31 protein-coding genes and 1 pseudogene are annotated in these 26,142 nt (G+C 40.4%); 19 read left to right on the plus strand and 13 right to left on the minus strand.

Going from position 1 to position 26,142, the window contains the following annotated elements:
• The 10 genes from UNSWCS_RS11795 to UNSWCS_RS03850 all read right to left on the minus strand — a co-directional run bounded on the left by UNSWCS_RS11795 (position 1) and on the right by UNSWCS_RS03850 (position 8,159).
• Positions 1 to 156 carry a hypothetical protein gene (locus UNSWCS_RS11795; protein ID WP_021087321.1) on the minus strand — a complete coding sequence of 52 codons (156 nt, stop codon included), beginning with the start codon at positions 154 to 156 and terminating at the stop codon, positions 1 to 3.
• Complete coding sequence (locus UNSWCS_RS03810) at positions 143 to 502, minus strand: DUF1353 domain-containing protein (RefSeq protein ID WP_021087291.1); 360 nt, start codon at positions 500 to 502, stop codon at positions 143 to 145. Before UNSWCS_RS03810 ends, UNSWCS_RS11795 begins: the two co-directional genes overlap by 14 nt.
• Complete coding sequence (locus UNSWCS_RS11470) at positions 499 to 939, minus strand: hypothetical protein (RefSeq protein WP_021087332.1); 441 nt, start codon at positions 937 to 939, stop codon at positions 499 to 501. Before UNSWCS_RS11470 ends, UNSWCS_RS03810 begins: the two co-directional genes overlap by 4 nt.
• 9 nt (positions 940 to 948) lie before the next feature.
• On the minus strand, positions 949 to 2,004 hold the full coding sequence (locus tag UNSWCS_RS03820; protein WP_021087409.1) for a hypothetical protein: 1,056 nt from the start codon (positions 2,002 to 2,004) through the stop codon (positions 949 to 951).
• 3 nt (positions 2,005 to 2,007) lie between these two features.
• Complete coding sequence (locus tag UNSWCS_RS03825; RefSeq protein WP_021087352.1) at positions 2,008 to 2,691, minus strand: hypothetical protein; 684 nt, start codon at positions 2,689 to 2,691, stop codon at positions 2,008 to 2,010.
• 1 nt (position 2,692) lies between these two features.
• The gene (locus tag UNSWCS_RS03830) at positions 2,693 to 3,619 is read right to left on the minus strand and encodes a DUF5309 family protein (protein WP_021087328.1); all 927 of its coding nucleotides are present in this window, start codon (positions 3,617 to 3,619) and stop codon (positions 2,693 to 2,695) included.
• A 14-nt stretch (positions 3,620 to 3,633) separates the two neighbouring features.
• Positions 3,634 to 4,152: a hypothetical protein gene (locus UNSWCS_RS03835; protein WP_021087417.1), complete on the minus strand. Its 519-nt coding sequence runs from the start codon at positions 4,150 to 4,152 to the stop codon at positions 3,634 to 3,636.
• Between the two features lie 13 nt (positions 4,153 to 4,165).
• On the minus strand, positions 4,166 to 4,690 hold the full coding sequence (locus UNSWCS_RS03840) for a hypothetical protein (RefSeq protein ID WP_021087315.1): 525 nt from the start codon (positions 4,688 to 4,690) through the stop codon (positions 4,166 to 4,168).
• Positions 4,691 to 4,766: 76 nt separating this feature from the next.
• Positions 4,767 to 6,440: a hypothetical protein gene (locus UNSWCS_RS03845; RefSeq protein ID WP_021087329.1), complete on the minus strand. Its 1,674-nt coding sequence runs from the start codon at positions 6,438 to 6,440 to the stop codon at positions 4,767 to 4,769.
• A gap of 159 nt (positions 6,441 to 6,599) precedes the next feature.
• Entirely contained in the window at positions 6,600 to 8,159 is a 1,560-nt protein-coding gene (locus UNSWCS_RS03850) for a hypothetical protein (RefSeq protein WP_021087366.1), read from the minus strand.
• A gap of 324 nt (positions 8,160 to 8,483) precedes the next feature.
• Here UNSWCS_RS03850 and UNSWCS_RS03855 point away from each other — a divergent pair, with 324 nt between their 5' ends.
• Positions 8,484 to 8,624 carry a hypothetical protein gene (locus UNSWCS_RS03855; RefSeq protein WP_021087382.1) on the plus strand — a complete coding sequence of 47 codons (141 nt, stop codon included), beginning with the start codon at positions 8,484 to 8,486 and terminating at the stop codon, positions 8,622 to 8,624.
• Positions 8,625 to 8,678: 54 nt separating this feature from the next.
• Here the strand turns inward: UNSWCS_RS03855 and sppA are convergent, their stop codons facing one another.
• Positions 8,679 to 9,542, minus strand: coding sequence for a signal peptide peptidase SppA (gene sppA / locus UNSWCS_RS03860; RefSeq protein ID WP_021087400.1), 864 nt, complete (start codon positions 9,540 to 9,542; stop codon positions 8,679 to 8,681).
• Entirely contained in the window at positions 9,530 to 10,747 is a 1,218-nt protein-coding gene (locus UNSWCS_RS03865; RefSeq protein ID WP_021087374.1) for a metal-dependent hydrolase, read from the minus strand. The genes sppA and UNSWCS_RS03865 overlap by 13 nt, the downstream gene beginning before the upstream one ends.
• An 84-nt stretch (positions 10,748 to 10,831) precedes the next feature.
• On the opposite strand from UNSWCS_RS03865, the gene aroQ reads away from it, so the two are divergent.
• Genes aroQ through mnmA form a run of 11 tightly spaced genes read left to right on the plus strand, consistent with a single transcriptional unit; the run spans position 10,832 to position 19,673 of the window.
• Positions 10,832 to 11,311 (plus strand): type II 3-dehydroquinate dehydratase, encoded by a 480-nt coding sequence (aroQ, locus tag UNSWCS_RS03870; protein ID WP_004317604.1) that lies wholly within the window; start codon positions 10,832 to 10,834, stop codon positions 11,309 to 11,311.
• Positions 11,308 to 12,333 (plus strand): M24 family metallopeptidase, encoded by a 1,026-nt coding sequence (locus tag UNSWCS_RS03875; protein ID WP_021087325.1) that lies wholly within the window; start codon positions 11,308 to 11,310, stop codon positions 12,331 to 12,333. Before aroQ ends, UNSWCS_RS03875 begins: the two co-directional genes overlap by 4 nt.
• Complete coding sequence (gene folK / locus UNSWCS_RS03880) at positions 12,330 to 12,806, plus strand: 2-amino-4-hydroxy-6-hydroxymethyldihydropteridine diphosphokinase (RefSeq protein ID WP_021087347.1); 477 nt, start codon at positions 12,330 to 12,332, stop codon at positions 12,804 to 12,806. The genes UNSWCS_RS03875 and folK overlap by 4 nt, the downstream gene beginning before the upstream one ends.
• 9 nt (positions 12,807 to 12,815) lie before the next feature.
• The gene (gene flhF / locus UNSWCS_RS03885) at positions 12,816 to 14,174 is read left to right on the plus strand and encodes a flagellar biosynthesis protein FlhF (RefSeq protein ID WP_021087296.1); all 1,359 of its coding nucleotides are present in this window, start codon (positions 12,816 to 12,818) and stop codon (positions 14,172 to 14,174) included.
• Positions 14,167 to 15,033, plus strand: a complete 867-nt coding sequence (locus tag UNSWCS_RS03890) for a P-loop NTPase (RefSeq protein ID WP_021087392.1) — start codon at positions 14,167 to 14,169, stop codon at positions 15,031 to 15,033. Before flhF ends, UNSWCS_RS03890 begins: the two co-directional genes overlap by 8 nt.
• A gap of 13 nt (positions 15,034 to 15,046) precedes the next feature.
• On the plus strand, positions 15,047 to 15,391 hold the full coding sequence (locus UNSWCS_RS03895) for a hypothetical protein (protein WP_012140116.1): 345 nt from the start codon (positions 15,047 to 15,049) through the stop codon (positions 15,389 to 15,391).
• Complete coding sequence (locus UNSWCS_RS03900; RefSeq protein ID WP_004317527.1) at positions 15,363 to 16,067, plus strand: RNA polymerase sigma factor FliA; 705 nt, start codon at positions 15,363 to 15,365, stop codon at positions 16,065 to 16,067. The genes UNSWCS_RS03895 and UNSWCS_RS03900 overlap by 29 nt, the downstream gene beginning before the upstream one ends.
• Positions 16,067 to 17,170 (plus strand): flagellar motor switch protein FliM, encoded by a 1,104-nt coding sequence (fliM, locus tag UNSWCS_RS03905; RefSeq protein WP_012140115.1) that lies wholly within the window; start codon positions 16,067 to 16,069, stop codon positions 17,168 to 17,170. Before UNSWCS_RS03900 ends, fliM begins: the two co-directional genes overlap by 1 nt.
• Positions 17,160 to 18,014 (plus strand): flagellar motor switch protein FliY, encoded by an 855-nt coding sequence (gene fliY, locus UNSWCS_RS03910; protein WP_021087313.1) that lies wholly within the window; start codon positions 17,160 to 17,162, stop codon positions 18,012 to 18,014. The genes fliM and fliY overlap by 11 nt, the downstream gene beginning before the upstream one ends.
• Positions 18,014 to 18,604 (plus strand): TIGR00730 family Rossman fold protein, encoded by a 591-nt coding sequence (locus UNSWCS_RS03915; protein WP_021087418.1) that lies wholly within the window; start codon positions 18,014 to 18,016, stop codon positions 18,602 to 18,604. The genes fliY and UNSWCS_RS03915 overlap by 1 nt, the downstream gene beginning before the upstream one ends.
• A gap of 16 nt (positions 18,605 to 18,620) precedes the next feature.
• Positions 18,621 to 19,673: a tRNA 2-thiouridine(34) synthase MnmA gene (gene mnmA / locus UNSWCS_RS03920; protein WP_265182489.1), complete on the plus strand. Its 1,053-nt coding sequence runs from the start codon at positions 18,621 to 18,623 to the stop codon at positions 19,671 to 19,673.
• Here mnmA and UNSWCS_RS03925 read toward each other — a convergent pair.
• Complete coding sequence (locus UNSWCS_RS03925; RefSeq protein WP_009294214.1) at positions 19,660 to 20,022, minus strand: DUF488 domain-containing protein; 363 nt, start codon at positions 20,020 to 20,022, stop codon at positions 19,660 to 19,662. The genes mnmA and UNSWCS_RS03925 overlap by 14 nt on opposite strands.
• Positions 20,023 to 20,195: 173 nt before the next feature.
• On the opposite strand from UNSWCS_RS03925, the gene UNSWCS_RS03930 reads away from it, so the two are divergent.
• The 7 genes and pseudogenes from UNSWCS_RS03930 to UNSWCS_RS03955 form a co-directional block, all read left to right on the plus strand.
• Positions 20,196 to 21,125 (plus strand): ribose-phosphate pyrophosphokinase, encoded by a 930-nt coding sequence (locus tag UNSWCS_RS03930; RefSeq protein WP_021084389.1) that lies wholly within the window; start codon positions 20,196 to 20,198, stop codon positions 21,123 to 21,125.
• Between the two features lie 205 nt (positions 21,126 to 21,330).
• Positions 21,331 to 21,417, plus strand: a pseudogene (locus tag UNSWCS_RS12455) (hypothetical protein); the annotation flags it as partial.
• Positions 21,418 to 21,509: 92 nt separating this feature from the next.
• Complete coding sequence (locus UNSWCS_RS03935; protein ID WP_021087398.1) at positions 21,510 to 22,016, plus strand: YqhA family protein; 507 nt, start codon at positions 21,510 to 21,512, stop codon at positions 22,014 to 22,016.
• Between the two features lie 92 nt (positions 22,017 to 22,108).
• Positions 22,109 to 23,131, plus strand: coding sequence for a uroporphyrinogen decarboxylase (gene hemE, locus UNSWCS_RS03940; protein WP_021087376.1), 1,023 nt, complete (start codon positions 22,109 to 22,111; stop codon positions 23,129 to 23,131).
• On the plus strand, positions 23,121 to 24,035 hold the full coding sequence (locus UNSWCS_RS03945) for a radical SAM protein (RefSeq protein WP_021087327.1): 915 nt from the start codon (positions 23,121 to 23,123) through the stop codon (positions 24,033 to 24,035). The genes hemE and UNSWCS_RS03945 overlap by 11 nt, the downstream gene beginning before the upstream one ends.
• Positions 24,036 to 24,038: 3 nt before the next feature.
• Positions 24,039 to 24,857 carry a pyridoxamine kinase gene (locus tag UNSWCS_RS03950; RefSeq protein WP_021087326.1) on the plus strand — a complete coding sequence of 273 codons (819 nt, stop codon included), beginning with the start codon at positions 24,039 to 24,041 and terminating at the stop codon, positions 24,855 to 24,857.
• 148 nt (positions 24,858 to 25,005) lie between these two features.
• On the plus strand, positions 25,006 to 26,142 hold a 1,137-nt coding region (locus UNSWCS_RS03955; protein ID WP_035143435.1), incomplete at its 3' end, for a cache domain-containing protein.

Genomic DNA, 26,142 nt, shown 5'->3' on the forward strand with positions numbered 1-26,142 from the left:
TCAATAGACGGCAACTAGCCTAAGGTTCATCTCATCGCTAGCCTTTAGATTAGCTCTTGTAACGCTAAGCTCATTATTTAAGCTTTGATACCTATACCCAAGAAATAGAGTAGTTAGTAGCAAGAAGCCACTAAGATATAAACTAGGACTTAGCATCTGCATCCTTTCTATACCTAAGCGCATGATAGACCCTTACACTTACATAAAGCACCCACACTTTCCACTTAGCAACACCAAGTTCGCAAAGTGCCTCCCTAAAGGCATCATCAGCCTCTTTAAAGGTGGTTATTTGCCCTATTTGTGCTAAGTCTGTAAGGTAGTCGTGAAGCACAGCAGCACTTAGATACTCAGGGCGATTTGGTGGGAATATGCTCCAAAAGATGCGTGGCACACTAGCACCATCTGTTATATAACCCTCAGGCACTACCCACTCTTTATACTTATACTCATTTACAACTATAAACTGGTCTTTGCTGTAAGGTTTTAAAACTACTCTATTCATTTACCTACTCCTTGATATGCTGGCATAGCCTGCAAGACTTCATCGATGTTCGTCTTATCTATATCTAGCTCGCCCTTCATTATCTTTTCAAGCAGACCATATCCCCACTCATATACCTTGCTTCTCCACTTACCAAAGCTTATGCCCTCAGCTTGAAATTTATTCTCATATCCTGCGTAGCTTACGGCGGTGTTTATGTTGTCATATCCATGAGCGTGCGCGGTAGTGTTTAGAGTAGCATCAACTCTTGCTAAAAACTCTTGCTTTAAACGCTCTATCTTTTCCTCTCTTGTTGGCTTTGGTGCTAAAAATTTCTCTAGCTCCTTTTGCGTTAAAGGTGTTAGAGAAAGTCTTTTAATACTTTTAGCCAATTCCTCATCACTCAAATCATCCTCATATGCGTAAATTTCACTATTTTTATCTTTGTAGTATCTCATCGCTTCTCCTTATTTAAGTTCTGCCCATAGTTTATAATTAGGGTTAAAAACATCACTAAGGCTTCTCCTAGAGCTTCCGCCATTGCCGTAATATGCTTCAGCTCTATATGTTGCTTTTGGTGGCACTATGAAACTGATTGAAGTTTCAGCTGAGGCATCAAGCTCTTGCATGTATATCCTTGCACCATTTACGAAAATAAATAGATCCCCCTCCATACGTGGCTCTCCTGAGATCATTACCATTATGGGTTTGTCAGTTGTATTTGTATATGTGATATTTGTATCTCTTTGGCTTGTAACGTCTTGCCAAGTTTGCTCTACGCCAAGAGCTGGTGGTGTATGGCTTTGCACGAAATCTACCAGTGCTTTTTCGGTTACTGTTGCGTCCTCTGCTTTGGATGTTACGCTGTTTTTAAGCTTTGTGATGCCTGCTTTAGCTTCGGTTGCAAGTGATGGCAAGCTCTTTTTTGGTGCAAACTTATCATCGCTTTGCTCTTTGTTGTATGCGTCGATTTTTTCATCTTTATTTAAAAAAGTTTGCTCGCACCACTCTTTGTTAACTATAACATGCCATATTTCTTTATTTTCACTAGGTTTTTTATTTGTATTTTGTGTTTTTGCCTGATAGAGCTTACCGTTTAAAACACTAATGGCATCAGCAGGATACTCTAATGTAGAGTTCCAAGGGGTTATACCATTTTTATGTATAGTGCTAAATTTTTCATCTACTACTCTTTTTGCTTCATTTAAAAGATCCATAATTTTTTTTGATGAGAATGTAGAAATTAAGGCCTCTGCACTATCGTTTATCATTCCACTTTTTAAAACCTCTTCTATTTGAGCCTTTAAAGTATCAAAAGTTTCTACTATTTGAGCTACCTTATTATATTTACTATCAAAATCACCCTTGCTCTCATCAAATGATGCTTTACTAGCATTAAAAGCCTCATTTGCCCTTTCTATGCTAGCCTTTATCTCTCTTAGCTCATCAGGCTCTATCTTTTCAAGCCTTTTGCCTATCCCTAAAATTTCCTTACAAATTTGAGTAAATTCTTTATCAGCCATCTTTCACTCTCCTAAAATTTTCTTGCTCATTAGCCTATCAAGCGCTCTTAGATCCTCTCTATCGGCATATTCGCCATTTTGATGGGCGACAAAAAGATATATAAATTTCCTATATCCAAGCTCACTACTATTTAAAAATTTCTCTGGATGCTCGGAGTTATCGATTTGGCCATAAATGATATTAGCCATGTAATAATCAAGTCTTTTTATAAAATTTTCATCCCATGAATAGTAAGGATCTAAGGCATAATCTATTTTATAAGGCTTTAGCCAACCCTTTATTCTAAGTGCTTCTGTTAAGTTATATGAATTTTCATTAAAATTATTTAGCTCATATTCACATAAATTTTGTAGATAAAACTTATTATATTTTGCATAAAACTCAGCATGTGCTCTTTTTTTGGCCACTCCATAAATAAGCGCCTTTAAAAGCGATTCATCAAGAAAATCAACCCTATCATTTTCATTTTTTGGTGTGTTAAATTTCCTCACAAAACGTCTTTTGTCTATATGGTATTCGATACCAAAATTTCTATGATCTATCTCGATCATTTCAAGAGGCGTTACCGCACGCGATATATCTGCCGCCGTCTCTTCCACCAAAGATTTTAACTCTTCAAAATCAGGGAGCTTTATATCTCCCCTTGTGGATACCTTTAAACGTTGCAAAAACGCCTCATAATTCATTTTACACCTTTAAATTTTTTAGCCAAGCAAACGCTACTGGTGTACACACGCGAAGAGTAAGCTCGGTCAGTATCTCTTTTTTGATCTCGTCGTTTTCGCTAGGCAGATCTCTTTTTTTTGTTATTCTCCAGTAGAGCGCGTAAATATCCTCGGACCTATAGGCTATCACCTCGTTGTTTGCAAGCTCCGGAGACAAAAGTAGCTTTACATTCTCGCCGTATTGGGAGTTTATCGCCGTAACCTTGTCATTCAGATACTCTACGGTGTAGTTGGCTTGCTTGTATTTATCGAGCAGATCCGTCACCCTATCCATTTGTCTATCACCCATTAGCAAGAAATCATAAGGCAACCCCCTTAAATGTCCAATCTTGAGCAGGTCCCTAATAAACTGCATAGACATATCCGCTCCTGCGGCGTCAAAGGTATTGATTGCAGTGGAAAAGCTTTTTAACCCGCCAAGTTTTCCTTCTTTTTTAACGCCAGTATTGACCCTTTGGACGGCGACTTGATCGGAAAGCAGTATCTTCTCTAGCGTTTTTTTATGTCTAGTGGACTCCATCTCGCCGTTTTTAGTTAGGATTAGGTTCCCGTCTACCCTCTTACTGTCTTCTTCCGTTCCCGAAACGCCGTAAGTATTTTTTACGATTTGGTAGTGATTCCTTAGTTGTCCACCTGTACCGTATTTCAAAGCAGCCGGAACACCACCTTCCAAGTGCGCGTTATCGGCTTCGCCGTCTGGAGTCTCGTCATAAAACCACGTATGCCCAGCCGCCGCATTCGTACTCCTATCTATTGGGGAACCATCTTGGATAGACGTCAAAAACGGCGTCTGCTTCCATCCCATCTCTTTTATCGTATTCCAAAACTCAGTGCCTTTTTTTCCGAAAGCCTCATCGCTAGTCATTATTCCTTGTCTAATAATAGGCATTTTATCTCCTTTTTTTAGTTAAAAATTTTGCTTAAATACGCGTATTTTTCGCTCTGGCTTATTTCGCCTTTATTTATGCGTTTCATCATTTCCGACCTATCAACGCCGCCACCAGTCCCTCTTGCTATGTCAAATTCATCATCAACTTGCGCTTGTGCCTTGCCATGGAAAAATTTTAGATAGACGTTTTCAATCCCTACTGGGGTCAGCAGCGCATCGCCAGTGCCAGGGTTTTTCTCATCCATCTCTAAAATTTTGTCCGTGACTTTTTGCATATCAAAGTCCGGATAACTCTTCCTAAAATCTGTCTCCATCTGCGAAAGTTGCGCAGCTTGACGCATTCTTTGAAAATCTGCGTACTCTTCTTTGTTAAGCTTTACATCATCATTATTTGATGTAGTTAGTGCATTTTTTTCACTAACTTGCCCAGGCTTTTGGCTATCTTTTACGCTGGATTTTACCTCTTGCGTCTGTGTTTCCTCCGCAGCCGCTAGCCCCTCCAAATCTTGATCATAGATCCCATCTAAATCCATTGCTCATTACCTCCTAAATTAAACCTTGTTGCGACTCATTTGTCTTAGAAGCGCTATCAGTCTTGCTTTTGTCCTCTTTCTTGGTCGCTTCTTTTAGTTTTTTGTTTTCAGCTTCAAGTTTTTGAATTTTTTGTGATAAAGCTAAATTTTCGCCAGCCAAATCACTCACGCGGTCTTGTAATTTTGCACACTCTTCTTTAAAACGCTCTGCCTCACCTTTTGCCTCTAAAATTTCAGCCTTCAAGCGTTCAATTTCGTTTTTAGCTTTAGCTAGCTCTGGTGCGAGATTTTTTGCCCCAGATACGATCTCTTTCAGCTCGGTCTCGGCCGCCTCGTTTTGTGGCATCTCTTTCCACTCTTGCTCACCTATAATGCCTACGGTGGCAAAGCCATCCTCGCCCTTAGCCCTAACCACAACATCGCCGATGTTTCCACCGCTAATCTGCCCCTCTTCTTCGCCTTTTTTATAGACTCTAAGTCCGTTTGTAGCCAAAGCGACGATAACACCAAGAACCTCGTATTTGTCCTTATATGCCATTTCTTCTCCTTTAAAATTTTTATTATTTTATTTGTCTGCATCCTAAAAAACGTAAAAATTTTCAAGTCATGTCCTTTCAAATTCCGCCGTTTACTAAAGCTGCCATCTCCATATCTTCTTCGCTAGGTTCGTTTTTTATTTGTGCTTCTTCATCTTGCGTCACAGCCTCTGCTTGTGCCGCTTCTTGTGCTGCCATCATCTGTGTCATAGCTTGATCAACTTGCTCTATTGGCGCATTTTCACCAAGAATTAAAGTTAGTACTTCTTTTACGATTTCGCCTGTTATTTGTGGTGAGCTTATTTGATTTTGTGCAAGTACTCCTAGCAAGCCATTTAACTGACTTATTTTTACTTCATTTGCTATCGTGGTGCCAAAATTTACAGAAACATCAAAATCTAATCGATTGGCTTTTCTTTCTGCCAAAGTACCGATCGCTTCTATAATGTTTTCATCTTCAGTTATCTTTATAAATTCATCATCGCTAACAAAGCGGTAAAGTAGCTCCACAAAGTGCTGAGCATAGCTTGATAGCATTGTTTCAAGTAGTGTTTGCATCATGCTTTCTATTCTCATTGAGCTAGCCGCGTTTACAGTTTGTAACGCACCCATTGCGCGTCGGTCACTTGGCCCAGTTTGCCCAGTCATTACGCTATTTACGCCAGTGGCTATCTCATACTCTTTGCTTAGCATAGCGATCTCTTCGCTTAATTGATATGTTGGTGGCACTGGAAATGGCATTATTACATCGCTTACTCTAGTGCCCATATCAGTTTCTACTCTAATGACCTTTTTTCTAGCCATCACGTCGCTTACTGTTACGACACCTTTTGTTTTATCTACGATAAAGGATGGATCTATTTGGTTTTCAGTGATATCTATCTTTTGATTACGTTTGATGTTGTATTCTTTTTGTATCTCTTTTACCACTTCTGGCACACATGAGCCATATACTGCATTTTCATTCTCACGCGTGCTCTCGTCAATGCTAGGCATCGCATCCATGCAATATCCAAAATGAAATGGCAAAGTTGAAAATCTAGTCTCTCTGACTAAATAATCATTGGCAAAACTCTTTAATTCCCACATTTGGCGACCGTTTACATATATCTTTTTATAGATATCTTTCATTTGTACTCTTTGACTCCACTCTGTTTTAGAGCCTAAAATGCGATCCTTGTCTTTACTTTTGTAAAATTTAGTTTTGATTTTTTCTTCGACTTGGCGTACTGATTGACGCCATTTGTAGCAGACGTATTCTATGTCGTTGATATCACTTGCATGCCTATCAAATGCCAGATCAGTAATGGGTATAAAACGTGTAGCGATATCGCCTTGCTCTTTGTCATAGAATAAATTTACTATGCCAAGAGGTAGATATAGTGCGCTCATGACAGCTTTACTTAAACCAACGCGATGCTCTTTTTTCTTCCATCTGTTTTTCAATACAGCAGTAAGTGCATTTTGTAAGATTAGGTCATTATCGCTTCTACGGCCAACACGAGTGATCTCTATTGGACAACGATCACTCATGAAGCTTGTTTTAAAAATCGCATGAATGATAAAGATGGTAGTTTTTATTAGTGGGATATATAGTTTAGAACGGCTTCTCTCAGAGTTTTTGCGTTTTGTAGTGCGGTTATCTTCGCCCTCGTACTCGGCACGAAACGCCCGCTCACACTCTAAGAATCTATTTTTATGTTGCTCAAGATCACTAAATGCTCGCTCGATTAAATTTAAATCCTCATTCATAGACTACTCCGTTTTTTAAGTGTAGTCTAATCTATGGTTTTCCTAAAAAACGTATAAAATTATCTAAGGATTAGTTTATCTGCGTTATGACTAGCTCGCTATCTATGGCATCAATAACAGTACTACAATCTACTATTTTTAAAAATATATTTGATACTTTTACACCCAGCTCTCTTCCTCTGCATATTCATCATAAATTTCATCGTAGCTCTCGTCAAAAAATCGTCCCGCAATGTACTGTAAAATATATGCAGCCGCGTCCATGATATCGTCGCTCTTGCTCTCCGTCTCCGGGTCAAATCCAAGCAGCTGTGCCTCTAATTCGTCGGTAGCGTTTAAATTTGCATTATGATAAATTTGTCTTGTGCGGTAGTAGGGCTCTACATTTGAGATACGTTTATTTTTGGAGTTGCCGCCATGGCTGAGCGGGTCTATCGGCAAATTTACGCCCGTTAATTTTTGAATAGTGTCGATTGTGTAGAAAAAGTCGTTTTGCATGCCAGCTTTTTCTATTCCGATACGCGTTGGGCCAAATGTGAGATAAATTTCGATTACTCGTAAACTTCTCTCAAACGGCGTAAAGTATCCGCTCGTGATATCGATGATAAAAAGTCTATTTTGTCTATCTATCGCAAAGGTGACGTAGGCGGTCTGATCCCTACCTTTTCCACTTGATATGTCGGCTACGGTATAAATTTGGCACTCTTTTAGCCAAATTTTCTCCCCATTTTCTAGTTCTATCTTATTTGCTCGCCTGATTTTTAACTCTTGTTTATTCACGCCATCGGTTACAGTTATGGTCGTAAACGGTTCGTCAGCCCTATATTCTACACCCTTAAAATATCTAAAATATTCACGCTTGAAGATAGCTTTTTGCGGATCTATCGCAGCACACATATACTCTTGATAAAATTCGTTTGCTAGCCCTTTTGAAACTAGGGTGCTTTGTATTTTTTTGATTTTATCCATCGAAAAGCGAGACGGCCATGAACTGGCACCATTCCTGATGATAGGGATTTTTATGTAGGTCCAGTCTTGTTTGGCATCCATCTCTTCTGTGTTATTTACGATATTGTTTAGAATGCTGTCCCCGTTTAGTATGGTGCCTAGTATCACGGCCTTGCCGCGCGTAGGATGCAGAGTAGGGAGCAAGTCCGCGTAAAACCAACTGCGAAGCTTTTGGCGGTTGGCGCTTGAATCAATAGGGTATCTGCCGACCTTACTCTCCAAGTCGTCTATGATCAGCAATGTGGGGCGCATGTTGTCGATATTCATACCACGAGGATCTTGCCCGGCCGAGAGAGATACTACGTAGCATTTTTTCTCTATACTTTTACCGCATTCGTCTTTCATGCCTTGATTTACGATGACCTCAATAAACCCTTTATTCCAAGCCTTGCCGCGGGCTAGGGCGTAGCCTTTAGCAGCTGCCTTGTCGATACTCCCTTTGATCGCTTCCAAAAATGCTGTCGCTTTGTCCTCGTTGGCCGAAACGATCATGATAAAAGGCTCGGCAGCGAAATATAGGCGGCTTAATACGTAAATTTTATTTAGTAGGGTAGTTTTGCCGGCGCCGCGAAAAACCGCTATAGCTTTATACTGACCTTCACCGTCAATAAAACGGATTATTTCTAAATGAAATTTAGGTGTCTTGTTTTCAAAAATTTCTGGCTCAACATCTTTAGCAAATTTTAGATATAGTTCAGGAGATAGATTCATTTATTATCCTTTTTTAATTAAAAAGGATAGATAATATTTTCCTAAATTTTATAAAGTTATACGATAAAAAATAAACGGATATTTTTACGGATATTAAAAATAAAAAATTTTTCTAATATCCTCTATTATAGGTATATTTATTTTAAATATGGTAGCCCTCGCTTCCACCATCTACTTTTAAATTTCTCTCAAATTTACTTACTTTTTAAATAGCATAAATTAAAAACAACCACGACCTATAAAAAGAAAAAAGATATGTAAAATGAATTTGATTTTGCTAGCGAATTTTTCTATTTATAACGACTAGGTGATAAATTTGGATTTTTGGATGAAAACTTTAATGCCATTATCAAAAATAGCATTTATGGTAAATTTGAGGTGCTTCAAAGGATAAATGAAACTACTTTTTTGATAAAAATAGCAGAGAGAGAACTCTTTGTGGATAGCGAGGGGAATTTTAGATAAGCTAGCTACAAAAAGCTTTGCCAGCCAGTTAAATTTAACTTGGCTGGTTTTTCATTATCTAAGCTTTGTCTCGAAAAATGCGTTAAAAAGCGAGTTTATGCCTTGCTTTGTAAATTTCTCCATTATCTTTTCGAGTTGCGGTTTTTCTTGCCAGATGGGCTCATCTACAAGGCTCATTTTTGCTAGCTCGTTTTGAGCGTCTATGTAGCTACCAAGGCTGTCAATTAGCCCCATTTTTAGGGCATTGTGTGCCAAAAAGACCCTTGCGTTTGCCCACTCATCTTTTTTCTTGATATCTAAATTTCTAGCCTCCGCCACGTCGCTTACAAAGAGCGTGTAAGCGTCATTTACGAGCCCTTGCAAGCTCTCACGCTCTTGCTTGCTCCAGCTCCTCATAAAAGTGCCAGCCTCTTTAAACTCGCCAGCCTTCACCACCTGCTCGCTCACGCCTAAATTTTTGGCTAAATTTTCGATGTTTGCCCCTTGCATAATGACGCCAATGGAGCCGATGAAAGCGCCCGGGTTTGCTACGATAGTGTCGGCATTTACGCCAGCGTAGTAGCTGCCGCTCGCCATGTTACCAGCAGCGTATGCGAGCACTTTTTTGCTCTCTTTTAGCCGCTTGACCGCCATGGCTAGCTCCACGCTAGGGCTTAGCGCGCCGCCTGGGCTGTCGATGTAGAGTAGCACGCCTTTGATGTTGCTATCACTCCTTGCTTTTTCGAGCGCTTCTAAAATTTCGCTTGTGTCCATTATCGTACCGGTGATGTCTATGCGGGCTAAATTTGGCTCTTTTATCTTGCTATCTGGCGTGAAAATAAAAAATAAGATGAGTAAAAATATGAGCGACTTAAAGTAGTTGTTGATAAATTTAAAAATTCCCAAAAATCCTCTAAAAATAAGCCTTAAAATTTGCAAATTTTGCCTCCGATATATAGTTTTTTAGCCTCATTTGTATGAAGTATGAGCTGAAGTATTAGCTCGCTATCATCGCACTCTAGGTCGTTATAGACTGCGATATCAGCCGCGCGTCCAGCTCTTATCTCGCCGTTATTTGTCCTAAGCGCCCTTGCGCCCCCATGCGTTGCAGCGACAAAAAGCCTGGTGGCAAGTTCGTTTAGATCAAGGCTAGCGTGGGTAAATAGGGCGGCTCGTAGCTCATGCCAGAAATTTAGGCTGATATTTGAGCTAAGGCCGTCTGTGCCGATGTTTAGACTGACGTTATTTTTGAAAATTTCTTTTAAATTTAGCGCCTTTTTGCCAAGTAGCCTATTTGAAACGGCGCAGTGTGTCACGCTGTGATGAGGCTTAAATTTAGCAAAATCACTCACATAAACGCAGTGCGTAAAGAGCGTATTTATCTCACGAAACATCGCAAAGTAGCCCTGCGTGTCATACATTGCCCTTGGATCTTGACTAAATCTTAAAAGATGCTTTTTAAAGCCACCGCTGCCGTGCTCTAGCCACTGCTTTTCAGCCCTGCTCTCTAAAAAGTGTGTGCTTACAAGAAGATCATCCTTTTTAGCTATATCAAGGGCGGCTTTGGCGAGCTTTGGGTGCACAGAGTAGGGCGAGTGCAGCGAGATAGCTGGGGTGAATTTTTTACTTTTATAGCTCTTTGTTTTTTCAAATTTAGCTAAGAAATTTTGTAAATTTTGGTTAGCCATCTGCTCATTTGAGCCTAAAATTTCACTAAAAAGCACGACTTTTAGTGGACTAGCGGCTAAAATTTCAAGCTCCGAGCCAAAGCTAGATATCTCGCCAATGGTACAAACTCCGCTTTTTAGCAGCGAATTTATAGCTTCTCTCATCGCTTTTTTAGCATCCATTTTAGCTAGCTCGCCGCCTTTATCGACGATAGAGCCAAGCCATTTTATAAAGTCGCCATATTTTAGAGTGCTAACGTTTGAGCTAAACTCCAAATGAACGTGCGTATTTACGAACGCTGGGGCGATCACGCTATCACCAAAGTCGCAAATTTTCGCATCTTTAAATTTCTTTTGCGCCTCTTTTTCGCTTGTAATTTCTAAAATTTTATCATCATCGATGACTAGACAAGAATTTCTTAAAATTTTTGGATTTTCTCCGCCAGTGATGATCTTTTTTGCTTTTAAAATTTCCATTTCTAGCCTTAAATTTTTGTTATTGTAGCGAAAATTTAGGAACGAAAATGTATAATTTGGGCTATTTAATCAAAAAGGAGTGACATGGATAAGAAGCTAAAAATAATGGTTATCCAAGGCCCAAATATCAACATGCTTGGCGCTAGAGAGCCAGGAATTTACGGCGTTATGAAGATGGAGGATATCCACTCTCAAATGAAGATCGTTGCCGATCAAAATGACGTTGAGATAGAGTTTTTTCAAAGCAACCTTGAGGGCGAGCTAGTCGATAAGATCCAAGAGTGCTTGGGCGATGCTGACGGCATCATCATAAACCCAGCCGCTTACACTCACACTTCTATCGCTATCCGTGATGCGTTAAGTGCGGTTGCGCTACCAGTTATCGAGGTGCATATCAGCAACGTTTATAGAAGAGAAGAGTTCCGCCACAAAAGCCTCATCGCACCAGTTGCAGCAGGCCAGATCGTGGGCTTTGGACCAGTTGGCTACCATTTGGCGATGATAGGCATGCTTCAAATTTTTGAGCAAATCAAAGCAGTAAGAGCAAATCAAAAAGCACAATGAATTTCATCTTAAAGGACGAAAACGCCGTATTTTACGAGTGCGGCTACAGCTGCGACAATGAGTTTTTGCTATGCCTTGATGGCGTGAAATACTTTTTCACGGACGCGAGGTATTATTTTGAGGCAAAAAGCTGCGTAAATGCAGGCGTGGTCGTTCTTTTGGCGCAGAGAAATTTAATAAACGAGGTTAGAGCATTTTTAAGAAAGATGAAGCCAAGCAGCCTCGTTTTTAATCCTGACGAGTTAAGCTTAAGCGAGTTTAATGCGCTTAGCAAGGGATTTAAGATAAATTTCAAGCCAAAGGCAAATTTCTCTAGGCTAAAGAGAATTTGCAAGAGCGAAGATGAGATAAAAATTTTAAAAAAAGCTAGCGAATTTGGAGCGAAATGCTTTGACGAATTTGCTAAATTTGTGCGTGAAAATGGCGAAGGAATGAGCGAAAAAGAGCTTCATTTTAACGCCTCGCTCATCTTTAGGCAAAAAAACGAGCTAGGTCTTAGCTTTGATCCGATCGTAGCGATAAATGAAAATGCCGCAAAGGCGCATGCGCTGCCTGGTGATAAAATTTTAAAAAAGGGCGATTTGCTGCTACTTGACGCTGGGGTTAAATTTAAGCGTTACTGCTCTGATCGCACTAGAACTGCTTGCTTTGATGAAAATTTTAACTTCTCAAAGGAGCAAAAATTTAAAAACGCCAAGATGCAAGAAATTTACGAGATCGTAAAAGAGGCTCAGGTTGCTGCGATAAAGGTCGCTAGAGCTGGCGTTAGGGCGTGCGAGATAGACCTTGCAGCAAGAAGTGTGATAGCAAAGGCTGGATATGAAAAGGCCTTTTTTCACTCGACAGGACACGGCGTGGGTGTGGATATACACGAGCTTCCAGTCATCTCAGCAAGGAGCGAAACGCTCATAAAAGAGGGCATGGTCTTTAGCGTGGAGCCTGGAATTTATCTAGAAAATGAATTTGGCGTGCGTATCGAAGACGTCGTGGTCGCAAGAGAAGGTGGGTGCGAAATTTTATGAGGCTAGCTGGAGCAAGAAAGATCGTAAAAAGCCGTTTTTGCCCTAGTTTTTTTCATAAAAGAGATGAGTTTAAGTATGAGGCGCTAGTTGGCATGGGTGGTAACATCGGCGATAGCGCAAAGAGGTTTGATAAATTTATAAGAGCGATTAGTGAAGATAGGCGTTTTCATGTGGTTGAAGTTTCGCCGATCCTTATAAATGCGGCGTTTGGCTACGAAGCGCAGGATGATTTTAGTAACGCTGTTATAAATTTACAAACATCTATGAGCCCTAGAAATTTGCTAAAAATTTTGGGGCATTATGAGAGTAAATTTAAGCGCGTGAGGACGTTTAAAAATGCGCCACGCACGCTTGATCTGGATATTTTGTATTTTAGTAAAAAAGTCTATAAGACGCCGCGCCTTATCGTCCCGCATCCAGGGGCTAGCAAGAGGCTTAGCGTGATCGTGCCACTAGGGCTTATGAGAGGTTAAAGGATATAAATGGCTACAAAATTTCATACTTTTACAGGTGAGAGCACCATCGAGGCTTTGAAAAAGGCTCAAGAAGCGTGCGGCGAGAAGGCCATACTCGTTACCACAAAGCAAATTCAAGCCAAAACGATAAACAAAAAGCCGCTTTATGAAATTTTAGTAAGCGTCGAAGAGGACGAGGTAAAGCAGCCGCCAAAGCCAAATGTAAAAGCTATAAACTATGAAAATGCCTACTCTAAATTTAGTAAAAACTACGAGCCTCCAAAGCCAAAATTTGAGATAAAAGAGGAGCCTGCTAAATTTGAACCAAAGACGACGTCGCCTGAGCCTTACGATCCAAATGAGAGCGTGCTTTTAAACATCTCAGACGTCGCAAAAGAGATAAGCGCGATCGCAAATGTCGATATGAACGAGATAAAAGAGCCAAATACAAATGGCATGAATAAAAAAATAGACGACGTGGCAAAGCAAGTAAGCGTGCTTAGCGAGAAAATAGGGCTGATAACTGACATGATCTGGGACGAAAAAGCCCCAAATCGCAACAATCTCTCGATCCCGCCAGAGTTTGCTAGCATCTACAAGCTCGCAAAACAAAGCGGCATGAAAGAGGAGCATTTAGAGGCGATCATGCAAACGACGCTTGAAAATTTGCCAGTCTCTATGAAAAGCAACCCAACCGCGGTAAAAAGATACTTCTACTCACTTTTAAGAAATATGCTACCTTGCAGAAAAGAGCTCGGTGACAAAAAACAGCGCATAATGATGCTAGTTGGTCCAACTGGAGTTGGCAAGACGACGACTCTTGCAAAGCTCGCGGCTCGTTTTGCTTACGGCAACGAAAAGCGCTATAAAACGGGCATCATCACGCTTGATACGTACCGTATCGGAGCGGTCGAGCAGCTATTTCAGTATGCTAAGATGATGAAGCTACCGATCCTTGACGTCATAGAGGTCGAGGACTTTCAAAACGCCATAAAGCAGCTTAGCTACTGCGACGTGATACTAATCGACACCACTGGAAATTCGCAGTACGACAAAGAAAAGCTTGAAAGACTTGATAAATTTTTAAAGCATAGCGGTGCAAAGATCGATGTAAATTTAGTCCTCTCAGCTGGCTCAAAGGTCGAGGATCTAATAGAAATTTATAATGGATTTTCATTTTTAGAGATCGACACTTTAATAATCACAAAATTTGACGAGACTAAAATTTTTGGCAACGTCTTTTCGCTGATATATGAGACAAACACGCCAGTTAGCTACTTTAGCGTGGGTCAAGAGGTGCCTGACGATCTTGTGGAGGCAAAGAGTGAATTTTTAGTAGAGTGCGTGTTTGACGGCTTTACAAAGCAAAAGGCTAGCGATGAATAACCAAGCGCAAAAACTACAAAATTTAGTCCAGTCTCAAAATAAGGCTAAAAATACGCATTTTATAGCGATTACAAGCGGCAAAGGCGGCGTTGGCAAGAGCACGATAAGTGCAAATTTGGCAAATGTCTTGTCACAAAATGGCTATAAAGTAGGGCTTTTTGACGCTGATATCGGCCTTGCAAACCTTGATGTTATTTTAAACGTCAAAATGGGCAAAAACCTGCTTCACGTACTAAAAGGCGAGTGCAGTTTAAAAGATATCTTGATACCTATAAATAAGAATTTGATCCTCATCCCTGGCGAGAGCGGCGATGAAATTTTGAAATTTAACAATCAATTTTTATTTGAGAGATTTTTAGATGAGGCTAGCGAGCTTGATGGGCTTGACTTTTTGATCATCGACACCGGTGCTGGCATAGGCGGCAGTACGCAGCTCTTTTTAGAGGCAGCTGATGAGGTTGTCGTGGTGACCGTGCCTGACCCTGCGGCGATAACCGATGCGTATGCGGTCATAAAGATCGTCTCAAGATTTAAAAATAACGAGCTTTTGCTACTAAATATGGTAAAAAACGAGGCTGAGGCCACTAGAATTTATGAAAATGTAAAGCGAGTGGCAAATGCAAATATCGGACCAAACTTAAATTTAGAGCTAATTGGCTACGTGGCTTCTGATAAGAGCGTGGCAAGGAGCATAAAGCAAAGGACACTCTTTACAGATGACGAAGCTTACGGCTCTGCTAGCGTGCAGATCAAGCAGATAGCTTCGAATTTGCTTTATAGGTTGGAACGAAAAGTGCTTAAAGATGAGCAAAGCAGGAGCTTTGGGGGCTTCTTTAAGCGTTTGATAGAACAATTTTAATGGAGATTGAGCTTTGCGTGCAGAAAATTTTATAGCATTTTTTACGGTTTGTGGATTTTTCATAGGCATAGTTTTTACCTTGCTAAAGGTGAGTGAGCCTATCGAAATGCTCGTTTATACGCTAGTTATTACTTTGTTTTTTTACCTTATAATTCACATCGTGATAATGAACTACGTCGATGTAAAAAGGACTTTGAAGAAATTTTTTGACAAGCAAAGACATGAGGAGATCGCAGACTATCTCATCTCTGAGCTAAACGTTAGGGAAAAACGGATGGAAAATATCATGCTAAAAGTAACCACCGAAAATTTAGACTCTGGTAAGCAAAATGTACGAACTAAAGCAAAAGCAGCTTAACGCTTATAAGAGCACCATTAAAAAAGAGCAAGACGAGATCGTCTTAAAATACATGCCAGCTCTGCGCGCGATGGCGTTTAGGCTAAAGGAGCGCTTGCCTTCAAGTATCGACGTAAACGACCTTATAAGCGTTGGCGTTGAAGAGATGATAAAGCTTAGCAGGAAGTATGACAAAGAGCAAAACGACTCATTTTGGGGATATGGCAAAAAGAGAATTTATGGTTCGATGCTTGACTACCTAAGAGCGCTTGATGTCGTTAGTAGAAGCGACAGAAAGCTAGTAAAGAGCATAAATACCGAGATAGATAACTACTTTAACACGCACGAAGAAGAGCCAAGCGACGAGTATCTGGCTGAAAAACTAAATGAAGATATCGAAAAGATAAGGGAGGCAAGAGGCGTTAGCGGTATCATCACCATTTTGCCAATAGACGAGCAAATGGAGCTAATCGGTCAAAGCGATGTTGAAAAAAGCGTAGAAAAAGAGGATCTTATCTTAAAGATCGAAAGTGCGTTAAAAGACTTTGACGAGCGTGATCAGATGATAGTTCAGCTTTACTACTACGAAGAGCTAAATTTAAAAGAGATCAGCGAGATAATGAACATCAGCGAGAGTAGAATTTCACAAATTCATAAACGTTTGCTTGATCGCATCAGACGCAGCTTGGGGGTTTAATGGCTGATATTTTAAGTCAAGAAGAGATAGATGCGCTACTTGAAGTCGTCGACGAAGACGGCGATACGAGCAATATCGAGATAGAAGAGAGCCCACAAGGCGAGCAAAAACAGATCATTATCTATGACTTCAAGCGTCCAAACCGCGTTAGTAAAGAGCAGCTCCGCGCGATAAAAGGCATCCACGACAAGCTTGCTAGAAATTTAGCTAGTCAAATTTCAAGCGTTATGAGAAGTATCGTCGAGCTTAGGCTTCACAGCGTCGATCAGATGACATACGGCGAGTTTTTGATGAGTTTGCCAAGTCCAACTAGCTTTAACGTCTTTTCTATCAAGCCACTTGATGGAAACTGCATCTTAGAGATAAATCCAAGCATAGCATTTCCTATGATAGACCGCTTACTTGGCGGAACTGGAGAAAATTTCGAGGCAAACAGAGAGCTAACTGACATCGAGGTAAATTTACTAGATGCGGTGCTTAGGATGATCATGCAGCGTCTAAAAGAGAGCTGGTCGATGATAACTGATATGTATCCAAACGTCGAAGCAAAAGAGAGCAGTCCAAACGTCGTGCAGATCGTATCTCAAAACGAGATCGTCATCATGGTCGTCATGGAGATCATCGTTGGTGGCTCAAGCGGCATGATAAATTTATGCTATCCAGTCATCTACCTAGAGCCGATCCTATCGCGCCTTGCAAACAGAGACATCATGCTTGGCGAAACGAGCGCTAAAAAGAGTAGAAACAAAGAGCTAAAAACGCTAATAGGCCGTGCCGAGGTGCTTTATGAGGCGATCCTTGGTAAATCAATAGTTAGCGTAAATGAGTTTTTAAATTTAAAAGAGGGCGATATCTTAAGGCTTGATAGAGGTGCTGATGATAAGGCGATCGTTTGCATCGATAAAAAAGAGGTATTTTTGGCTGAAGTTGGGCTTCATAGATTTAGAAAGTCTATCAAGATCGAGCAGCTAATCCGCTCTGACAAAGACGAGATCAAACACATCCTAGAAAAATACGAAGAAGAGCGAAAAGCAAAACTAATGGCATACGACGAGGCCAACGAACACAACAACGAAGAAGAGAGCGAAGATAATGACGAATGAATTTTTTAACATCTTTTCAAATGAGTTAAAAGCGACCATCGAAGGGCTAACTGGCAGAGCGCCAGAGATCGGTGAGAGAAATGAATTTGACGCGCCAGCGCAAAACGGGATAAAACCGCCAGTTGTCATGGCTAGCGTGACATTAAGTGGCGACATCAATGCAAAAGCTGAGATCGCCTGCACGCCGGTACTCATAAGCGCAGTTAGCGAGTGGATGATGGGCGAAGAGGAAATTTCAAAGAATGAAAACCTCGGTAGCGACGAGCTTGACGCTGCAAAAGAGATATTTTCAAACCTTTTTAGCGCATTTAGCACCTCTCTTGGAGCGCAAAAAGGCATGCCAAAGATCAGCTTTGAGGTGATAAATGTAAATTTCTTAGATGAAAACTCATCGCTTGATTTTAGCGTTTTTGAAAAGCTTTTTTTGTTTAACATAAAGATCGAGGATCTAAATGAGCATGTGGCTTTTGTCTGCGATCACACGCTTATGAGATTTTTTGAGCCTGCTAAAAGTGAGCCAGCAGATGGCGCAAAAGCTGCAGCCGCTCCTCATGCACTAAAGGGCGAATTTAGCGCAGAAGAGATGAGAAATATCGGCCTTATCATGGACGTTAGACTACCAATGCGTGTTCGTATCGGCTCAAAAAGGATGCTCTTAAAAGATGTGCTCACTATGGATATAGGCTCAGTCATCGAGCTAAATCAGCTAGCAAACGACCCGCTTGAAATTTTGATAGGAGATAAGGTGATAGCTCTTGGCGAAGTGGTCATAATAGATGGCAACTTCGGCATACAGATCACTCAGATAGGCTCAAAACGCGAGAGGCTTCAGCAGTTAAAATAATGAATGAATTAGTAAATGATCTCTTAAAATTTCCAAGCGTTTTAAAGTATAAAAACAAAAATGTAACCTTCTTTGGCTCGGCTAGATTTGATGAAGAAAATTTCTACTGCAAAAAGGCATACGAGCTAGCTTACAAGCTAAATGAGCTAGGTTTTGCCATCTTAACTGGCGGAGGAGATGGCATAATGAGAGCGGCAAACAAGGGTGCGTTTGATAGCGCAAAGTCCCCTAGCGTCGCACTAAACGTGAGGCTGCCGTTTGAACAACAAACAAATCCATACGTCACCGCAAAATATCTCTTTTCAAATTTAAGCCCAAGAAAATTTGCCCTAACTGACAGCTCTATCGCATTTGTCGTCTTCCCTGGCGGCTTTGGCACACTTGATGAGCTATTTGAAATTTTGGTACTTGCTCATGTTGGCAGCAAAAAAGTGAAAATTTTTCTTTATGGATGCGAGTTTTGGCAAGGGCTTGATGAGTTTATACGAAAGACGCTGATCCCTCAAAAAACGATAAACGAAGAAGATCTAAGCTTATATAAAATCACCGATGATCTGGAGCTTATCGTAAGCGAAATTTTGGCTATTTAAAAATAAGATATAAAATATCGCCTTTAAATTTAAAAAAGGTAAAAATATGAAAATAATGGTTGCAATGAGCGGCGGAGTAGATAGCACGATGACGGCTAAATTTCTGCAAGAGGCTGGGCATGAGGTGCAAGGCTGCTACATGATGCTTCATCAAAAGCCAGGATACCACGAAGAAAACATCAGAAAAGTCAAAAAAGTGGGCGAATATCTTGGCATCAAGGTGCATATACTCGATCTGCAGGATAAATTTAACGAATATGTCTATGACCCATTTGTCAGGCTCTACAAAGAGGGCAAAACGCCAAATCCTTGCGCTTTGTGTAATAAATTTATAAAGCTTGGTGCGCTACTTGACTTTGCAAAGGCAAATGGCTGCGAGAAGCTTGCTACTGGGCATTACGTGCAGGTGGTTGATGGTTTTATAACCTGCGCCAAGGATCCTAGCAAGGATCAAAGCTACTTTTTAGCTCAGGTGCCAAAAGAGGTGCTAAAAGATGTCATTTTTCCACTTGGAGATAAATTTAAAAAAGATATAAAAGAGCTAGCAAGAGGCGTAAAAGTGCTTGAAGAGTTCGCTACGCAGGCAGAAAGCAGTGAAATTTGCTTTGTGGAAAATACCTACATCGAGGTTTTAAACAAGCACTACAACACAAATTTACCAGGCAATGTGGTTGATAAAGACGGCAATATCATCGGCCGCCATCAAGGCTACATGCACTACACTATCGGCAAACGCCGTGGTTTTGAGGTTTTTGGCGCTCATGAGCCACACTTTGTCATCAAGATAAACGCTGATAAAAATGAGATCGTTGTCGGCACGAAAGATGACCTTGTTCAAAAGGTGGTTGAGCTTGAAAACGTAAATTTATTTATAGATGAAGATAAATTTGAGTGCGAAACAAAGATAAGGTATAGAAGCCCTAGACTTGAGGCTTTTGTAGAGGTTGATAAAGCTAGCAAAACCGCAAAGCTAACGCTAAATCAAAACGCACTTGGCGTAGCGCAAGGTCAGCTTTGCGTGATGTATGAAGGTGATCGCGTCATCGCAAGTGGCTTTATAAAGAACTAAGCGCCTCTTTTATCACCTTAACGTGGCTAAATTCTGGCTCTTTGACAGCAGTTAGAAGCGCCACGTTTTTATACTCTTTTTCTAGCTTTTTAAGCTCTTTTAGCCCCTCTTGCTCCTCTTTGCCATTTAGCTCTTGCCTAAATCTTTTGCAAAACTCATCAAACCTAGCCTCCTTATCCTCATGAAACCATGACCTTAGCTCGTTTGATGGAGTGACTGATTTTAGCCAGATGAAGCTAGAAAAGATCTCTTTTTTCACGCCTCTAGGATAAAGTCTATCGATAAAGACACCTTTAAAACTCTCGTCGTCGCTTTTAATAAAGTCGTAAATTCTACATATCTTAAACATGCTTGTTATCTTAGTCCTTATAAATTTATAAATATAAAATAGTTTAAAAATTTGGTGTAAATTTTGCCTTTTGGAGTATAAAATTTGGCTAAAATTAGTTGGTAAATAAATTTAAATTTAAAGCTCATTTTGATAAAATCCCAACATAAAAATCACTAAAAAAGGTTACTATTATGAGAGGCTATAAAATTTTCTCAGGCACCGCAAATATCGAGCTTTCGAAGAAAATTTCGCAATATTTGTCGCTTCCGCTCAGTGAAGCTAGCATAAAAAGATTTAGCGATGGTGAGATCAGCGTGCAAATCGGCGAAAGCGTGCGTGGAAAAGATGTCTTTGTCATCCAACCAACATGCGCCCCAGCAAATATAAATTTAATGGAGCTTCTTATTTTAACTGATGCTTTAAAACGCAGTAGCGCAAGCTCTATAACAGCGATCGTGCCGTATTTTGGCTATGCTAGACAAGATAGAAAAGCAGCCCCAAGAGTGCCTATCACTGCAAAACTAGTGGCAAATATGATGCAAACAGCAGGCATCGACAGAGTCGTGACGATGGACCTTCACGCAGGACAAATTCAAGGATTTTTCGACATCCCAGTAGATAACCTTTATGGTAGCATTGTCTTTAACGATTACGTAAAAGCTAAAAATTTACCAAATCCAGTCGTCGCAAGCCCAGATGTAGGCGGCGTGGCTCGTGCTAGAGCCTTGGCGAAAAATCTAAATTTATTAGATATGGTCATCGTTGATAAACGTCGCGAGAAGGCAAACGAGAGCGAAGTGATGAACGTGATCGGCGATGTTAAAGGCAAAGATGTGATCTTGGTCGATGATATGATCGACACTGCTGGCACTATAGTAAAAGCGGCTGAGATTTTTAAAGAGCGTGGCGCAACGAGCGTAATGGCGTTTTGCACGCACCCAGTGCTTAGCGGACCAGCCTATGATAGGCTAAAACTTGGCTTTTTAGACGAGCTAGTGGTGACTGATACGATCCCATTAAAAGAAGAACTCCCTTGTATAAAAGTGCTAAGCACAGCTTCACTCTTTGGCGAAGTGATACGCCGTGTTTATCACAACGAAAGCGTAAATAGCTTGTTTTAGTAACCCTTGCAGGCTAAAGCGTTAGCCTGCTAAATTTACCGTTTTGGCTAATTGAAATTTGTCTTTTGAGTTAAATTTCTAGCCCAAAAGACTTAAAATCATGCTTGTAACAAGCCTAAATTTAAAGTCAAATAAACAAAAATCACAATGAAATCTCGCCGCTAAATTTCTACATGCTAGCCACTAAAATTTAAATAAGCCGTAATTAAGGTGCAGTGCCGACCAGATCCGCGTAGGAGCTGCGACAAATGCCGTCAGGATCGCGCAAAAATGGATCGCGATGCAGGAGTAGCCTGAGCTAAAATTAATTGCGATTTTGCACCTAAATTTTAAGGAAAAAACTATAAAATACCCCCTTTTTAAATTTCACAAAAAGGGTTTTTATTGCGTAAAATATTCGAGAGAATTTTGCTTGCAAGCAACAGTTTCACGCTTTTTCCAGTAGTCTTTGGACTTTTAGGTGCGATCGTACTTTTCATCATCGCAAGTTATGATGTCGGCAAGGTGCTTTTAGAGGTTTATAAATATTTCTTTGCTGCAGATTTTCACGTTGAAAATTTCCACTCAGAGGTCGTTGGCGAGATAGTTGGAGCGATCGATCTATACTTGATGGCGCTTGTTCTTTATATATTTAGCTTTGGAATTTACGAGCTTTTCATCTCAGAGATCACACAGCTAAAGCAGTCAAAGCAGAGCAAGGTGCTTGAAGTGCATTCGCTTGATGAGCTAAAAGACAAGCTTGGCAAAGTGATCGTCATGGTTTTAATCGTAAATTTCTTCCAAAGAGTGCTTCACGCAAATTTCACAACTCCGCTTGAGATGGCCTATCTTGCGGCTTCTATCCTTGCACTTTGTCTTGGACTTTACTTTCTTCACAAGGGAGATCACTAAAATTTTAAGCGTTCTTACGCTTAAAATTTCTCCTACATCTTTTCTTTAGCTATTTTTGGATAATATCCATTTAAAAATTTAAAGGAAATTTGATGATTTTTATAGACGCTTGCCTTAAAAAACCTACGCCATACACGCCTGTTTGGATGATGCGCCAAGCTGGTAGATATCTACCAGAATATATGGCTGTAAGAGCTAAAGCAGGGGACTTTTTATCACTTTGCAAAGACTATAAAAAGGCTAGCGAGGTCACGCTTCAGCCAGTTGATATCTTGGGCGTTGATGCGGCTATTTTGTTTAGCGACATCCTTGTCGTGCCTCTTGAAATGGGTATGGATCTGCGCTTTGAAAAGGGCGAGGGACCAGTTTTTACAAAGCCTTTGCGTGATGAGGCCGCACTTGATGCACTTAGTATCGAAAGATCAGTCAAAAGCTTAGCATACGTCTATGACACGATCAAACTTACAAGAGAAAATTTAGCCAAAGATAAGGCGCTAATTGGCTTTTGCGGCGCACCATGGACGATAGCTACATATATGATAGAGGGTGGAGGCAGCAAAAACTATGCGGTCTGCAAAAAGATGCTCTATGAAAATCCAGAATTTTTACATCAAATTTTAGAAAAAGTGACGCAAGCGCTCATCCTTTACGTCAAAGAGCAGATAAAAGCTGGCGTAAATGCGGTGCAAATTTTTGACAGCTGGGCGGCTGCGCTTGAAGAGCAGGCATATTTTGAGTTTGGATTTAACTACATAAACAAGATAGTTGATAGCGTCAAGGCTGAGTTTCCAGATATCCCAGTCATCGTTTTTCCAAAAGGTATCAGCGGATATCTGGATAAAATTTCAGGTAAATTTGATGTTTTTGGCGTTGATTGGAGCACGCCGATCGAACTAGCGAAAGAAAAACTTAGCCCAAGATACGTCCTTCAGGGCAACATGGAGCCAACAAGGCTATATAGCAAGAAGGCGATCGATGAGGGCGTGGATAAAATTTTAAGCACGATGAAAGGCGCACCGCATATCTTCAACCTTGGTCATGGGATCTTGCCAGATGTGCCAGTTGAAAACGCAAAATATTTCATAAAAGAGGTTCAAAGAAAAAGTGCAAGATAGCACTCCGGTCTTTGGGCCGATAAATTCACGCCGTTTTGGCATGAGCCTTGGCATCGATCTAAGTCCAAAGCAAAAATCATGCAATTTTGACTGTGTTTATTGCGAGCTAAAGGGCGCAAAGCCGGTTGAAGAGATAGAAAATCCACCAAGCGTTAATGAAATCATAAGCGCTTTAAAAGAAGCTTTAAAATCTCATCAAAACATCGATGTCATCACGCTTACAGCAAATGGCGAGCCAACTCTTTATCCGCACTTAAAAGAGCTGGTGGCAAAAGTAAATGAGATAAAAGGCAAGGCAAAAACTCTAATCCTAAGCAACGGCTCAGGCGCGAGAGATCAAAAAATTTCTGAAGCGCTAAAAGGGCTTGATATAGTTAAATTTAGCCTTGATAGCGCTGTGCAAAGCACATTTAAAAAGATAGACCGCAACAAAAGTGGCATAGAAGTAAATGAACTTATAAAAGCAATGGCTAAATTTCGCAAGGAATTTAAGGGTGAGCTTGTGCTTGAAATTTTGGTCGTGGCTGGATTTAACGACAAAGAAGAGGAATTTATAGCGCTTAATGAGGCTATAAATGAGATAGCTCCGCACCGAGTGGATGTGGGTACGATAGATCGCCCGCCAGCTTACAACGTAAAAGGCGTTGATGCTAGTAGGCTTGAAGAGCTTGCAAGCAAGATAAAAGGCGTGCCAGTCACCATAGCTAGGGCTCACAAGATAGAGCAAAAGTATGAATTTAGCAAGAGTGAAATTTTAGCCATGCTAGAGCGCCGTCCGCAAACTATGGCAAATGTCGAAGAAAATTTCTCAGAGCACTCAAAGCAAATCTTAAACAGCCTTTTGCAAGACGGCGTGGTTTGTCAAACTGACGTTGCTGGCGTTAAATTTTATAAATTAAGATGATAGATGAAGCGAATTTTAACTATACAAGACATCTCGTGCGTGGGCAAATGCTCGCTCACCGTCGCACTTCCCATAATCAGCGCCCAAGGCATCGAGGCATGCATCTTGCCAACGGCACTGCTCTCAACTCACACTGGCTTTAAAAATTTCACTTTTCGTGATCTAACTGATGAATTTGACGCTATAACGCAGGTTTGGCACAAAGAGGGCATCAGCTTTGATGGAATTTACACTGGATTTTTAGGTAGTTTTAGGCAGCTTGAGCTTATAGAAAAGGTCTTTGCTGAATTTGATAGCGGCTCTTTGCTAAGGCTTGTTGATCCTTGCATGGGCGATAATGGCAAGCTCTATCACGGATTTGATGAGAAATTTGTGGCAAAGATGAGAGAGCTTTGCACAAAGGCACATGTAATCACGCCAAACATAACTGAGGCAAGTTTTATGTGTGAAAAGTCATTTTTAAGCGAGGAATACGGCGAGGACTACATTTTGGAGCTACTTGAGGGCTTGGCTAGTTTTGGCGCGCAAAAGATCGTTTTAAAGGGCATTAGATACAAGCAAAATGAGTGTGGTATCATAGCTTACGATGCAAAGACGAAAGAAAAAGTGGAGTATTTTCACGAGTATTTGCCCTTTCACGCAAGCGGCACTGGAGATATCTTCGCTTCAGTGCTTTTTGGCTCGCTTATAAATGGCGAAAGCATGCAAAATGCTATCAAAAAGGCAGCAAATTTTGTGCTTGAGAGCATCAAGATCACGCTAAAAGATAATAATCGCACAAGCTATGGTGTGCAGTTTGAAAAATTGCTTAGAAATTTTTAGCACTTTATGGCAGGGAGTGATTTAAATTTGTGTCATTATAACCCCTCAAAGTGACATAGTTAAAACAAAATTTCAGATTTATTTAAATTAATTTTACTTTTATATAAAAAGTTGAATAATTACGCAAATATTGATCAAGGAGTGATTTATGAAATCAATAAGGACTAAGATTTCTGTTATTTTGACAGCTGTGATCTTGCTGCTACTGGTTGGTGTTAGCATCATTAGTTACAACATAGCTCGTAATCTATATACAGAAAAAGTTGTGAAAGATGAGCTACCACTAGCCGTCTCAAATGTTGCAGGTGAGATCGGCTATGCCATAGATAAGGTCATTAACACCTCTTATCAGATGACTAAAAACGACTATCTTCTTAAGTGGATCGACGAAGGCGAGTCAAAAGACGGATTAGCAACGCTTTTTAACTACAACACCGACCTTATGAAGGCGTTTAACCTCTCAACGGCGATGTTTGTCTCTGATAGAACTCTAAACTACTACACAAACGACAAAATTTTAAAGCAGCTTAGCAAGGACAATCCACGTGATAGCTGGTACTTTGACGTTAAAAATGGCAAAGAGGTAAATTCTCTAAACATCCAAGTCTCAGAAGCTACTGGCTCGCTAACGCTTTATGTAAATAGCAAGGTTGAAAAAGACGGCAAATTTTATGGCGTCAGCGCGATAGGCATGAACCTTGATGACATCTTAAATTTAGTCACTTCAAAAACCATGGGTGAGGGCAGTAAATTCCTAATGGTTGATTCAAGTGGCATCGTAAAGATAGAAAAGAGCGACAGGGTCGGCAAAGTAAATGTAAAAGATGTCCTTGGCAAAGAGAAATTTGATGTCTTGATGAATAAAAATGGCGGCGTCATCCGTCACTTTGATGGCACTAGAAATTTGATAATTGGCTCAAAATATATCCCAAGCCTTGATTGGTACCTATTTGGAGAGATGGACGAGGATGTACTTTTAAAAGATTTGCATACGCTATTTTACTCAGCTATCGGCGTTATCTTAGCAGCGATCATCATCTCTGTGATAGTTTCACTTCTAATGTCGTCTTACCTCCTAAAAATCATCCTCAAACTAAAAACAGGCCTACTATCTTTCTTTGATCTACTTAACTATAAGACAAATAAAGCAGATCCTATATATATAAATTCTAAAGATGAATTCGGTGTCATGGCACAACTCATAAACGAAAACATCAAAAAGATACAAGACACTGCTAATCAAGATGCTACTGCTGTTAATCAATCAGTATCAACAGCTAAAGAG

Origin of the sequence: Campylobacter concisus UNSWCS (assembly GCF_000466685.1) — a bacterium.
In the GTDB taxonomy this organism is placed as follows: Bacteria; Campylobacterota; Campylobacteria; order Campylobacterales; family Campylobacteraceae; genus Campylobacter_A; species Campylobacter_A concisus_A.

Coding starts and splice junctions, on each gene's coding strand:
- UNSWCS_RS03915 (WP_021087418.1), top strand. CDS start 18,014: ATGAATGAATTAGTAAATGATCTCTTAAAATTTCCAAGCGTTTTAAAG.
- UNSWCS_RS03850 (WP_021087366.1), bottom strand. CDS start 8,159: ATGAATCTATCTCCTGAACTATATCTAAAATTTGCTAAAGATGTTGAG.
- fliM (WP_012140115.1), top strand. CDS start 16,067: ATGGCTGATATTTTAAGTCAAGAAGAGATAGATGCGCTACTTGAAGTC.
- UNSWCS_RS11795 (WP_021087321.1), bottom strand. CDS start 156: ATGCTAAGTCCTAGTTTATATCTTAGTGGCTTCTTGCTACTAACTACT.
- flhF (WP_021087296.1), top strand. CDS start 12,816: ATGGCTACAAAATTTCATACTTTTACAGGTGAGAGCACCATCGAGGCT.
- UNSWCS_RS03875 (WP_021087325.1), top strand. CDS start 11,308: ATGAATTTCATCTTAAAGGACGAAAACGCCGTATTTTACGAGTGCGGC.
- UNSWCS_RS03835 (WP_021087417.1), bottom strand. CDS start 4,152: ATGGATTTAGATGGGATCTATGATCAAGATTTGGAGGGGCTAGCGGCT.
- fliY (WP_021087313.1), top strand. CDS start 17,160: ATGACGAATGAATTTTTTAACATCTTTTCAAATGAGTTAAAAGCGACC.
- hemE (WP_021087376.1), top strand. CDS start 22,109: ATGATTTTTATAGACGCTTGCCTTAAAAAACCTACGCCATACACGCCT.
- UNSWCS_RS03890 (WP_021087392.1), top strand. CDS start 14,167: ATGAATAACCAAGCGCAAAAACTACAAAATTTAGTCCAGTCTCAAAAT.
- UNSWCS_RS03840 (WP_021087315.1), bottom strand. CDS start 4,690: ATGGCATATAAGGACAAATACGAGGTTCTTGGTGTTATCGTCGCTTTG.
- UNSWCS_RS11470 (WP_021087332.1), bottom strand. CDS start 939: ATGAGATACTACAAAGATAAAAATAGTGAAATTTACGCATATGAGGAT.
- UNSWCS_RS03950 (WP_021087326.1), top strand. CDS start 24,039: ATGAAGCGAATTTTAACTATACAAGACATCTCGTGCGTGGGCAAATGC.
- UNSWCS_RS03900 (WP_004317527.1), top strand. CDS start 15,363: ATGTACGAACTAAAGCAAAAGCAGCTTAACGCTTATAAGAGCACCATT.
- UNSWCS_RS03925 (WP_009294214.1), bottom strand. CDS start 20,022: ATGTTTAAGATATGTAGAATTTACGACTTTATTAAAAGCGACGACGAG.
- UNSWCS_RS03845 (WP_021087329.1), bottom strand. CDS start 6,440: ATGAATGAGGATTTAAATTTAATCGAGCGAGCATTTAGTGATCTTGAG.
- UNSWCS_RS03825 (WP_021087352.1), bottom strand. CDS start 2,691: ATGAATTATGAGGCGTTTTTGCAACGTTTAAAGGTATCCACAAGGGGA.
- aroQ (WP_004317604.1), top strand. CDS start 10,832: ATGGATAAGAAGCTAAAAATAATGGTTATCCAAGGCCCAAATATCAAC.
- UNSWCS_RS03820 (WP_021087409.1), bottom strand. CDS start 2,004: ATGGCTGATAAAGAATTTACTCAAATTTGTAAGGAAATTTTAGGGATA.
- UNSWCS_RS03830 (WP_021087328.1), bottom strand. CDS start 3,619: ATGCCTATTATTAGACAAGGAATAATGACTAGCGATGAGGCTTTCGGA.
- UNSWCS_RS03930 (WP_021084389.1), top strand. CDS start 20,196: ATGAGAGGCTATAAAATTTTCTCAGGCACCGCAAATATCGAGCTTTCG.
- UNSWCS_RS03810 (WP_021087291.1), bottom strand. CDS start 502: ATGAATAGAGTAGTTTTAAAACCTTACAGCAAAGACCAGTTTATAGTT.
- UNSWCS_RS03865 (WP_021087374.1), bottom strand. CDS start 10,747: ATGGAAATTTTAAAAGCAAAAAAGATCATCACTGGCGGAGAAAATCCA.
- folK (WP_021087347.1), top strand. CDS start 12,330: ATGAGGCTAGCTGGAGCAAGAAAGATCGTAAAAAGCCGTTTTTGCCCT.